The sequence below is a fragment of the Vibrio algicola genome (assembly GCF_009601765.2).
GTDB classification, from domain to species: domain Bacteria; phylum Pseudomonadota; class Gammaproteobacteria; order Enterobacterales; family Vibrionaceae; genus Vibrio; species Vibrio algicola.
Genome location: NZ_CP045699.1, coordinates 285,196 through 296,506, shown reverse-complemented (window position 1 = coordinate 296,506; position 11,311 = coordinate 285,196). Strand labels below are relative to the sequence as shown.

The following is an 11,311-nucleotide window of genomic DNA, read 5'->3' as shown; positions in this document are numbered from 1 at the left end:
AATATTAAGAGATACGATGAACGTCATTATTGACCAAGCGATAACAGGCCCCCGTATGAGGACATCTTGTCTCTGTATTGCCCGTTAACGGTAAATCTAATTTTTCACCAAATTCCGACATCCAACCAATTTGCTTAGCTGGCACCCCAACCATTAATGCGTAGGGTTTAACATTTTTATTCACAACAGTACCAGCACCAATAAATGCGTATTCACCAATTTCTATGCCACAGACCACTGTACAATTGGCGCCTAATGTTGCACCTTTTTTAACAAGGGTATCTCGATATTCATCTTTACGTTCAACTAATGAACGAGGATTATAAACATTGGTGAACACCATACTAGGACCACAAAAAACGCCTTCTTCTAAATGCACATTATCGTATACAGAGACATTATTTTGAATTTTACACTTGTCACCAATGGTAACTTTATTGCCCACAAAGACATTTTGTCCAAGTGATACACCTTGGCCAATCACTGCATTAGAACAAATATGCGCCCAATGCCATACTCGGCTATCCATGCCAATTTGCGCACCTTCGTCAATAATAGCGGTATCATGTTTAAAATATTTCATACTGACTCTTATCCTGACATTGATTAAATCCAACAGAAAAAGCACCATTATAGTGCTTTTTATATTAGCGTTGCTTTACAATCTAAGGTCGCTATCATCCGGACCGAATACATATTTAACATCGTAGATAACGTGATTTTTTTTACCTAGCTTACGTACGGCCTCAATTCCCATCGTTTTAAATTCACTATGATCAACCGCTAGAATTACACCATCATAAGAGTCTAATTCCAATTCTGATTTTAACGAAATACCATATTCATGTTTGACTTCCTCTGGATTTGCCCAAGAATCGTACACATCAATATTGATGTTAAAGCTTTTCAATTCATTAATTGCATCAATGATTTTGGTATTACGAACATCTGGGCAATCACCTTTAAAGGTAAAACCAAGCACCAGAACTTTTGCTTCATCAATATGTATTTTCTTACTGGCCAGCTTTTTCACCATTTGTGTCGCTACATAACTTCCCATGCCATCATTGATACGACGTCCTGCTAAAATAACCTCTGGGCGATACCCAACCTCTTGCGCTTTGTGAGTTAAATAATATGGATCCACGCTGATACAGTGCCCCCCAACCAAACCTGGTTTAAATGGTAAGAAGTTCCATTTGGTTCCTGCCGCTTTTAACACTTCTTCTGTATCAATATTTAGCTTATTAAAGATTTTAGCAAACTCATTAATGATTGCTATATTCAAATCTCGTTGAGTATTTTCAATAACCTTTGCAGCCTCAGCAACGCGAATCGATGATGCTTTATGCGTACCTGCAGTTACGATAGAAGCATAAACAGAATCAACAAAATCTGCGACTTCAGCAGTAGAGCCCGATGTGATTTTCGTTATTGTGGTCAGACGATTAACTTTATCACCTGGATTAATTCGCTCAGGGCTATAACCGGCAAAAAAATCTTGATTAAAAACAAGGCCTGATATTTTTTCAATAATAGGGATACATACTTCTTCCGTCGCACCGGGGTAGACAGTTGATTCAAATACAACAACATCACCAGCGCTTATAACCTTACCGAGCGATTCCGATGCTTTAATTAAAGGAGTTAAGTCTGGGGCGTTATTATCATCGATAGGCGTTGGTACCGTGACGATATAAAAGTTACATTGCTGAATATCTGAAAGCTCACTGGTATAAGTTAATTTTTTTGCACTCATTAACTCTTCTTTCGAACATTCTAATGTTGAGTCTATACCTGTTTCTAATGCCTGAACTCTCGTTTTATGAATATCAAAGCCTATTGTTGGGAAACTCTTACCAAACTCGACCGCTAACGGTAGTCCCACATAACCTAGACCAATAATACCAATATTTAAACTTTCTAATTTCATAGCTCTATATTACCTAAATGTTATAAATTTAATGGTAAGCCGACTTCTTTATTATCTCTTGCAGAACGATATATACCAATTAATAACTCTAATGATTTCAAGCCTTCACGACCATCAGTCTCAGGCTCTGCTTTGCCTCTTAATACATCGGCAACATTTTGAAAATATGGGGGATGGCCAAAGCCGTAGACAGAAGATGTTTGATAGTTAGCATCTTCTATTTCTGCATCATAGTCACAAGGTTCATCAAATAACCATTCTTGAATATCATTAACTGCAACTCCGCCAATACGAACCGTTCCCTTTTCACCTAAAATGGTAATTGAACCTTCCATATTTTTAGGGTAGGTACACATCGTTATCGCCATTGAACCTAATGCACCGTTACGCCATTTAAAGTTCACCACACCCGTATCTTCTACGTCAATATCGCGGTGAGTAGATGTCATGGCATGTATTTTTTCGATAGGGCCAACAACCCAATGTAGCAAGTCGACATAATGAGTTGCTTGATTCATAAATGCACCGCCATCCATATCCCATGTTCCAGACCATGCGGCTCGATCATAATATTCTTGAGGCCGAGTCCAAAACACATTGATATGTACCATATGAATCTTACCAAAACGCTTTTCTTGCGCGGCACGTTTCAGTAATTGAAGCGTTGAATTACGACGGTTTTGTTTGACAACAAATAGACGAACATTCGCCTCATCACAAGCTTTCACCATTGCAAGTCCATCAGCAAATTTAGTTGCCATTGGCTTTTCAGTTATAACATTAACTTTTGATTGTGCTGCTTTTAACGTTTGACTTGCATGAAGACCGCTTGGCGTACATAAGGTAACCAAGTCTAAGGTTTCATTTTGTAATAAATCGTCTATAGATAGATAGCCAGGGACGTTATACTTTTTTGCGTGGTCTTTAAGTACATCTTCATTATTATCACAAATAGCAACTAATTCGAATTCCGAATCTAATTTTTCAATCGAACCAAAGTGATTTTTGGATATACGACCGCAACCAACAACCGCTATTTTAATTTTGTCATTTTTTAGCATTCTTTAATTCCTTGATATTTCGATATAATAGATCGTACAAGCATTTCCTAACATTAGTAAATTAATTTTTTTTAAAGGAAAATCTTATAAATACAACACCAATACCAATCATCCCACCTAACAACAACCCTAAAACTGCAATCAAAGATCGCTTAGGTGCGGTTCGATTAATTGGTTTCTCCGGTTCTTCTAAGTACTGCTTAACCTCAAATTTTACGTTGTTATCAATATTAAGATGAGTCAGTAATGATAACTTAGCCGCGGTTTGTTGTAGGCGAGGTTCTATAATACTTAAGTTCTTAAGTTGATTAAGCGCGGTGATTTTGGCTGCTAACGCATTGGCGCCTAAGTAAATGGCAAACACTTCATTAGCGCCTAGGTTTTGTACTGGTGTTTTCACGCCAGCTGATTTGGCAATATCGAGTGCGTATTGGGTGGTTTCTTTTTCTACTTGTAAGCGATTCTCTGCTTGGTCGGTTAAAATATTACGTTGTTGCAATAATTCATTTTTCTTAGCGCTAACTGCAGAGCGTAAGTTATCTAACGCAATCTTCTGAGATCGCTTATTAATTGAATCGACATAGCCTTTTAAAAACTCAAAACTGTCTTCTGCGGTAATCGACTCAGCTGTTAATATATAAGGGCCTTTCGTCTGCTTCGAATCCACAAGCTTTGACGATAATTTTTTATACCATTCAGAGTATAATTTAGCGGTATCATCACTTGTTAACTCCGAACCTTTATCTGTTTTTAAATCTGCTAACGCCATCTTGAATAAGCGTGAATGTTCTAAATATCTCTTTTTATTACTACGCGCATCAAACTCTTGCATAAATATATCGAACAAAGTTTGAGGCTGACTAAAATCATCGAGTTTGTGACTGACTAAGACTGTACCATCTTGTTGGTATACGTCAAAGATCGGTTGATATTCGCTAACCTGAGTTTGATATTCTGAAAGTTTACTTGGTTGTGGCTTTGCGATAACCGCTGTTGATGTCCATTTTTCTTGCGCTAATAATGCATAAGCGATGGCCAGTATGGTACACAGTGCGGTGCAAGCAATAATCGTCCATTTACCTTGCCACAGTGCAGCAAACAATTCCCTAAGATCAATTTCATCATCTTGAGGTTGTTGATAGTAGTAGTGTGGAGGCAACGGGGCTTGCTCGGATGAATGCGGTTGTGGGGATTGTGCTTGGGTCACATGAACTCCTGAAATTGACACGCTACCGCCCTAAGGTTAAACGCATCCTCAAGGCGTATATCTAAAAAGAAAGTAAAATTTGATGCGAAGTTTATCATTAACCTAAACTTTGCGCGAGCATCGCAAGACAATTGCAAGTCAAGAAATCCTCTTATTTTTGAGACATTATTCTTTGTTACATTCTGCTATCAATCTTTGATTCTCGTTTCTTGATTTTAACCTCAGAAATGATAGTTCTCCTAAACAATACCCTATAGATTACAACATATTGTTTACTTTGTTATTGATAGGTTTCTTATGGCGCTTTCCAATTATAGACTACACCCACAGCACAGTTACTATTTGACCCACCATGGCGGTAAAAACACGGTTACAGGCTCGTGCCATGAGATCAATATCAATGGTTTAGGTATATTAATCGATTGCGGTTTATTTCAAGGTAAGGATGCATCATCGGATCCTATCGAATCGCTCAGTATTGAGTTTACAATTGAACATATTGAAGCTTTGATCGTGACTCATACCCACATTGACCATATCGGCCGTTTGCCTTGGTTGTTGGCAGCAGGGTTTGATAAGCCGATTTATTGTACTCCCGCGACTGCTGCTTTAATTCCATTGATGTTAGATGACGGCCTGAGGCTACAACTGGGTTTAAACCAAAAACAACGCCAAAGAGTACTTACCAAAATCCAAAAATTGCTCGTGCCTTTAGATTATGACCAACGATTTGAGATAAAAGCGGATGAAAACGCCATTCAAATTTGTTTTCAGCCTGCTGGGCATATTCTGGCTCAGCTTATGTTGAGGTTACTTTGCCTAATGACGAAGTGATTGTGTTCTCGGGCGATCTTGGCCCTCGAAATACTCCGCTACTGCCCGATCCTCAATCCCCGAAACGAGCAAATTATTTGGTGATTGAAACCACTTATGGCAACAAATGTCATGATGATGTGTCGACTCGTTCAAAGCGATTGGAAGAGATCGTGATTCGATCACTTGAAAATGGCGGTGTTATTTTTATCCCAGCATTTAGTGTCGGGCGCACCCAAGAATTGTTGTTTGATATTAAGCGTTTGATTGCCCATAGCATTGAGACCCAATCTACCTCGGATGACTTTTGGCAACGTTTGCCTATTATTCTTGATTCCCCGTTAGCATTAAAAGTCACTCAGCAATATCAGCAGTTTAAAGGTTTATGGAATAACGAAGTTGCGATAGATGCCGAGAAACATCATCGTCATCCGCTTTGTTTTGAACAACTGATCACGGTTGAAAATCATCATGAACATCAAAAGCTGGTCAATCGTTTGGCTTCTACCAATGAAGCTGCGATTGTGGTTTCGGCTAGTGGTATGTGTAGCGGCGGCCGAATTATGAATTACTTGCAAGCTCTTCTTCCTAACAAGCAAACCGATGTCATTCTAGCCGGTTATCAAGCGCAAGGAACGCTGGGGCGGCAATTACAAGATGGTGATCCGTCGGTTTTTATTGCTGATGAAAAAGTGATAGTGAACGCTCACATTCGTTCTATGTCTGGTTACTCGGCACACGCAGATCAAGAAGATTTATTGGCGTTTATTAAAGGGATTAGATCTGAGATAAAACAAATACATTTGATTCATGGTGAGCCTAGCACTAAACGTGAGTTTGAAGCCGTCCTTAATAAAGAACTTGGGTGCATTCCAATAATCATTTAAAAGGTAAAGTCGCAGGTTTCATTCCTGTGCGCTGTATGTAGATCCTCGATGTCGCTTAGGCTCCTCAAGGATGACGAGAGAAATAATAGAACCTCAATGTGGCTTCGGCCCTTCAAAGATGACGGCAGAAATAAACTATGGCGTTTTTTCATTATTGTGCTGAATCACAGAAATTCGTCATTCCTGCCGAGCATAAGCGAGAGCGGGAATCTAGTCACCGCGCGCCGTATGTAGCTCCTCGATGTCGCTTAGGCCCCTCAAGGATGACGAGAGAAATAGTAGAACCTCAATACCGCTTCGGCTCCGCAAAGATGACGGTAGAAATAAACGATGACGGCTTTTCGTTATTGCGTTGAATCACAGTAATTCGTCATTCCTGCCGAGCATAAGCGAGAGCGGGGATCTAGTCACCGCGCGCTGTATGTAGATCCTCGATGTCGCCTTGGCTCCTCAAAGATGACGGATGACGGATGACGGATGACGGATGACGGGAAATTGAAGCATCTAGCAACAAACCCATGCTTTTTCTATCATTACATTCCCCGATTCTGTTATAATTTCTAAAGACTTAATTTGAGTAATAGGAAAGATTTATGATTATCGTAACTGGCGGCGCTGGCATGATTGGCAGTAACATTATTAAAGCATTAAATGATTCTGGCCTTAACGACATTTTAGTGGTCGATAATCTTAAGAATGGTCGTAAGTTCAAAAACTTAGTAGACCTAGACATTACCGACTACATGGACCGAGATGATTTTCTGACTCAAATAATGGCCGGTGACGATTTCGGGCCAATTGAAGCGATTTTCCATGAAGGGGCTTGTTCAGCAACTACTGAGTGGGATGGAAAATTCATCATGCTCAACAACTATGAATACTCTAAAGAGTTACTTCATTACAGTTTAGAGCGTGAAATCCCATTCTTGTATGCTTCTTCAGCTGCAACTTACGGTGCACAAGATCAAGAGTTTATCGAAGAACGTGAATATGAAGGTGCGTTAAATGTTTATGGCTACTCTAAACAACAATTCGATAACTACGTTCGTCGTTTATGGTTAGATGCCGAGCAGCACGGTGAAACTCTGTCGCAAATTACTGGTTTCCGTTACTTCAACGTTTATGGCCCTCGTGAACAACATAAAGGCGGCATGGCATCAGTCGCTTTCCATTTAAACAATCAATTACTAGCCGGCGAAAATGCAAAACTGTTTGAAGGCAGCAATACATTTAAACGTGATTTCATCTACGTGGGTGATGTATGCAAGGTGAATCTTTGGTTCTTAGAACACGGCGTATCTGGCATATTTAACTGTGGTACTGGTAACGCAGAAACCTTCGGTGAAGTGGCAAAAGCAGTCATTAAGCATCATGGAAAGGGTGTTGTAGAAAATGTTCCGTTCCCCGATCATCTAAAAGGCGCTTATCAAGAATACACCCAAGCAAGTTTAACTAAATTACGAGCTGCCGGTTGTGATGTTGAGTTTAAATCTGTCGCTGATGGTGTGGCTGAGTATTTAACGAAGATTAATGCTTAATCAACTTTCCATTACGTATCGACAATAGCGAATTAACCATAAGCAAGCGTATCGAGTTTTTATGAAAATTTTAATCATAGGACCATCATGGGTAGGTGATATGGTGATGTCTCAATCACTGTACATCACTTTAAAACAACAACATCCTGATGCAATTATTGATGTGCTTGCTCCTGCATGGTGCAAGCCAATTTTGGAGCGCATGCCCGAAGTTCATCAAGCAATAGAAATGCCTCTTGGTCATGGTGATTTTAATTTTCTTGGTCGTCGAGCGTTAGGTAAAGAGTTAAAACTTAATGATTATACTCATGCGTATATTCTCCCAAACTCTGCTAAATCAGCTCTAATTCCTTGGTTTGCCGACATTCCAGTTCGGACAGGTTGGAAAGGTGAGATGCGTTATGGGCTATTGACCGATTTACGTAATAATAAAAAATCATTCCAATACATGGTGGAGCGATTTGTTGCTCTTGCACACCCAAAGCACGAGATGCAAGACTCAGTATCGTTAGGTGGCCTAGAGACCTTACCTCGCCCACTTCTGCATATTGATAAAACGATGCAGCAAGAGACGCTTGATAAGTTCAAACTCAATCAACACAGAGAAATAACCGGCTTATGTCCTGGAGCAGAATTTGGCCCAGCTAAACAATGGCCAGCTGAGCATTATGCGGTTGTAGCCGACATATTGATTTCACAAGGTAAACAGATCTGGTTATTTGGTTCAGCTAAAGATAAAGCCACCACCGAAACCATCAAAAACTTGATATCAGTTGAAAATCAACAATATGTCCACGTACTGGCTGGCTTAACGTCTCTTATTGAAGCGGTCGACTTACTCGGGGCTTGCCATACTGTGATCAGTAATGACTCAGGCTTAATGCATGTTGCGGCGGCAGTTGGTTGTGAAGTGGTCGGTATTTATGGCTCAACATCACCTAAATATACTCCACCACTGGCAGAAAAAGTGTCGATTGTTCATACCAAGATTGAATGCAGACCATGCTTTAAACGCGAGTGCCCATTGGGTCATTTGAAGTGTTTAAAAGAGTTAGAGCCAGAGATGGTTATTAAGGCTATCAATAATGACGTATAAGCTATCTATATTACAAAAAACTTTAATTGATTTATTTTGGAAGCGGATTGCAAAACCCAAAAACCAACAAAGCTTTTTTATACGAAAAATGTCAAAATTGTTATTAATGCCAAATTCTGAATCTATGCGTTACTTAGCAGATCAACACTTCAACTTCTCAGTTGGTCCACAAACCTATCGTTTTGAACAGTTTTTTAACAACTCATCATATTTAAATTTACAATGCATAGGGGGATTTTGCTCAATTGGGGACAACGTTTGCATTGTAAAAGGTAACCATCCCCTTACATTTGTATCAACCCATCCATTTTTATACGAAAAAAAACACGGTGGATATATTGATGTAGATATCGACATATCCGATAACATAAACACAAAAAAAGTAATTATTGAAAATGATGTATGGATAGGTGCAAATGTCACAATTCTTCCTGGCGTTAAAATTTCTAACGGCGCAATTATTGCAACTGGAGCAGTCGTTACTAAAGATGTAGCCGCATACGCTATTGTCGGTGGAGTCCCCGCAAAATTGATTCGATATAGATTTGAACCTGAAGTAATAGAATCCTTACTACTAAGTCAATGGTGGTCCTGGCCTAAAGAACAAATCCAACAGCATATCGATTTGTTTTATAAACTCGAAAAGTTTACAAAAAAGGTAGGTAATCATGAGTAAAATCGATATTGTTTACACATGGATAGATGGTAGCGATCAAGCATGGAACAAAAAAAAAGATGCTTACCTAAAAAATTGTCAAGTATTTAATAACTGCCAAAGTAGTCAAGCTGGCAGTGAACGATATACCGATCATCAAGAGCTAAAGTTTTCGTTACGTTCTATAGCAATGTTTGCACCTTGGGTAAATCATATCTATATCATCACTGATAATCAAAAACCAACATGGCTGAGTTGTTCCTCAAAAGTGACAGTGATAGATCATAAAGATATTATTCCAATAGAGTATTTGCCAACATTTAACTCAAGTGTGATAGAGGCACATATACACAATATAAAAGATCTACAAGAAAAATTTATTTATTTTAATGATGATATGTTTTTAGGTAAACCTACATTTCCTAGAGATTTTTTCGTGAATAATAAACCATTGGTATTCACCTCATCAATATTCCAGAGGAGACGAAAAAGAAAAGCCTCTAAAGATCACACCTATAATGTTAAGTCGATCAATTCGAGTCGTGACATGGCTGAATCATCAACAAAAAAGTATGTTGGTTATGGCATAAAACATGGCATTCGCCCACTGCTAAAGTCTCGATTGCTAACTATATCCCAATTATATTCTGATATTTTACAGCCTCATTATACTGAAAAATTCAGATTGCATCCTTTTTCATTGTTGTACCTCTATACATTTCATGAGTTAGCTCTAAAAAATGCAAAACCAAAATACTTAAAGAATGCCCACAAAAAAAGCATACTACCTTTGTATTCGAGTTTTTTATATATCACCGACAAAAACATACATAATTTAGAATCTATCTATATAAAAAATAGACCTTTAGTTTTTTGCCTCAATGAAATAACAGATAACATCGACAGAATATCATTTTTTTCAGATGGTATATTTTCAAAAAAATCAGAGTTCGAACTATAATGAAAGAAAGAATATATAGTCTAATTTTATTTATTACATCTTCTTGGGTATTCTCTGGATTATGGCTCACACATGGAAGTTTGAAAAAACTCACAGCACTCGCTATTATTTTCTTTGTATACTCTATAATATTCTACCCAAAGATAATTATTAATAATATAAAGAAAAAATCAACCATTATTATTTTATTAATTACATTATTGTCTTTATATGCTAAATACTATCATGGTGGTATATTTGGCAGCTTTACCCGTTCTTGCTTGATCGCTTGTATGATTTCGCTTGCTTTTAATGCTGAGTGTATAGGAAAACATAAGATAAAATATAGCATTTACATTGGACTGTTAATTAACATTTCATTTTTAATTTACACAACTATATTTAGCCATGAATCTCGTCCATTTTATCTCATGAACCCCAACATATACGCACCCGTTTTTGGTTTATTCTTCCTTTATTTTTCTTGCTCTACTTTTAAATCTCGAAAAATAATTGATCTTATATTCTCCATCATAGCATTATATGGTGTATTCATAATGCAATCTAGGGGGGTTATCGTTGCCTCTATTGTTGCTCTCTTTGTTATGTCATATTATGTAATTTTAAGACAACCATTTAAACTAAAGATTAAAGCCTTAATATTGCTAATTCCTGTACTGTTATCAACCTTACTAATTAACACATCAATAGGAATGAAACTTTATAATAAAACTAATACTGAATACGATAAGATAGAAAGTGGAAATCTAAATACATCTATAGGATTTAGAATTCAAATGGGGATTATCGCTAAAAACCTTATTGCTGAGAAACCTTTTGTAGGCCAAGGTGATAACTTTTACAGTGCACGTAAGGAAATAATTAAAGATAAAAACTACAACACTAAAATAAATAATTTTAAAACCCTACATAATGTTTACTCTGATAGTTGGGTAAAACTTGGATTATTAGGCTTTATAATTTCAATTTTATTGACCATATCTCCATTATTAATACTAAAAGGTAGTTCAGATATCGCTTTAGGGCTTTCTTTTACTATCTTTACTTTTTCCATATCAATGGTAGATACTGCATTACTCGGTGGTGAGTATTTATTAATGTTAATAGCACTAACTAGTATCTATAAATATCAATTTTTAACCTATACAGATAAGTAATAT

9 protein-coding genes and 1 pseudogene are annotated in these 11,311 nt (G+C 37.6%); 6 read left to right on the top strand and 4 right to left on the bottom strand.

What is annotated here, in order from left to right:
- Positions 1 to 4: 4 nt before the first annotated feature.
- From GFB47_RS01320 to GFB47_RS01305, 4 genes are all read right to left on the bottom strand, one after another.
- On the bottom strand, positions 5 to 583 hold the full coding sequence (locus tag GFB47_RS01320) for an acyltransferase (protein ID WP_153445946.1): 579 nt from the start codon (positions 581 to 583) through the stop codon (positions 5 to 7).
- A 75-nt stretch (positions 584 to 658) separates the two neighbouring features.
- Entirely contained in the window at positions 659 to 1,933 is a 1,275-nt protein-coding gene (gene tviB, locus GFB47_RS01315) for a Vi polysaccharide biosynthesis UDP-N-acetylglucosamine C-6 dehydrogenase TviB (RefSeq protein WP_153445944.1), read from the bottom strand.
- A 20-nt stretch (positions 1,934 to 1,953) separates the two neighbouring features.
- Positions 1,954 to 2,994 (bottom strand): Gfo/Idh/MocA family protein, encoded by a 1,041-nt coding sequence (locus GFB47_RS01310; protein ID WP_153445942.1) that lies wholly within the window; start codon positions 2,992 to 2,994, stop codon positions 1,954 to 1,956.
- Positions 2,995 to 3,055: 61 nt separating this feature from the next.
- Entirely contained in the window at positions 3,056 to 4,222 is a 1,167-nt protein-coding gene (locus GFB47_RS01305; RefSeq protein WP_153445940.1) for an LPS O-antigen chain length determinant protein WzzB, read from the bottom strand.
- A 276-nt stretch (positions 4,223 to 4,498) separates the two neighbouring features.
- Between GFB47_RS01305 and GFB47_RS01300 the strand changes: the two are divergent.
- The 6 genes and pseudogenes from GFB47_RS01300 to GFB47_RS01275 all read left to right on the top strand — a co-directional run bounded on the left by GFB47_RS01300 (position 4,499) and on the right by GFB47_RS01275 (position 11,308).
- A pseudogene (locus GFB47_RS01300) lies at positions 4,499 to 5,901 on the top strand (MBL fold metallo-hydrolase RNA specificity domain-containing protein).
- 593 nt (positions 5,902 to 6,494) lie between these two features.
- Positions 6,495 to 7,439, top strand: coding sequence for an ADP-glyceromanno-heptose 6-epimerase (gene rfaD / locus GFB47_RS01295; protein ID WP_153445938.1), 945 nt, complete (start codon positions 6,495 to 6,497; stop codon positions 7,437 to 7,439).
- Between the two features lie 61 nt (positions 7,440 to 7,500).
- On the top strand, positions 7,501 to 8,535 hold the full coding sequence (waaF, locus tag GFB47_RS01290) for a lipopolysaccharide heptosyltransferase II (RefSeq protein WP_153445935.1): 1,035 nt from the start codon (positions 7,501 to 7,503) through the stop codon (positions 8,533 to 8,535).
- A complete protein-coding gene (locus GFB47_RS01285; protein ID WP_153445933.1) occupies positions 8,525 to 9,211 on the top strand; it encodes a CatB-related O-acetyltransferase in 687 nt (228 codons plus the stop codon). Before waaF ends, GFB47_RS01285 begins: the two co-directional genes overlap by 11 nt.
- Positions 9,204 to 10,151, top strand: coding sequence for a stealth family protein (locus tag GFB47_RS01280; protein ID WP_153445931.1), 948 nt, complete (start codon positions 9,204 to 9,206; stop codon positions 10,149 to 10,151). Before GFB47_RS01285 ends, GFB47_RS01280 begins: the two co-directional genes overlap by 8 nt.
- Positions 10,151 to 11,308: an O-antigen ligase family protein gene (locus tag GFB47_RS01275; RefSeq protein WP_153445929.1), complete on the top strand. Its 1,158-nt coding sequence runs from the start codon at positions 10,151 to 10,153 to the stop codon at positions 11,306 to 11,308. Before GFB47_RS01280 ends, GFB47_RS01275 begins: the two co-directional genes overlap by 1 nt.
- The last annotated feature ends 3 nt before the right edge of the window (positions 11,309 to 11,311 follow it).

What these genes read in the sequence shown, in the direction of transcription:
- GFB47_RS01320 (WP_153445946.1), bottom strand. Translation starts at nt 583, where the DNA reads ATGAAATATTTTAAACATGATACCGCTATTATTGACGAAGGTGCGCAA.
- tviB (WP_153445944.1), bottom strand. Translation starts at nt 1,933, where the DNA reads ATGAAATTAGAAAGTTTAAATATTGGTATTATTGGTCTAGGTTATGTG.
- GFB47_RS01310 (WP_153445942.1), bottom strand. Translation starts at nt 2,994, where the DNA reads ATGCTAAAAAATGACAAAATTAAAATAGCGGTTGTTGGTTGCGGTCGT.
- rfaD (WP_153445938.1), top strand. Translation starts at nt 6,495, where the DNA reads ATGATTATCGTAACTGGCGGCGCTGGCATGATTGGCAGTAACATTATT.
- waaF (WP_153445935.1), top strand. Translation starts at nt 7,501, where the DNA reads ATGAAAATTTTAATCATAGGACCATCATGGGTAGGTGATATGGTGATG.
- GFB47_RS01285 (WP_153445933.1), top strand. Translation starts at nt 8,525, where the DNA reads ATGACGTATAAGCTATCTATATTACAAAAAACTTTAATTGATTTATTT.
- GFB47_RS01280 (WP_153445931.1), top strand. Translation starts at nt 9,204, where the DNA reads ATGAGTAAAATCGATATTGTTTACACATGGATAGATGGTAGCGATCAA.
- GFB47_RS01275 (WP_153445929.1), top strand. Translation starts at nt 10,151, where the DNA reads ATGAAAGAAAGAATATATAGTCTAATTTTATTTATTACATCTTCTTGG.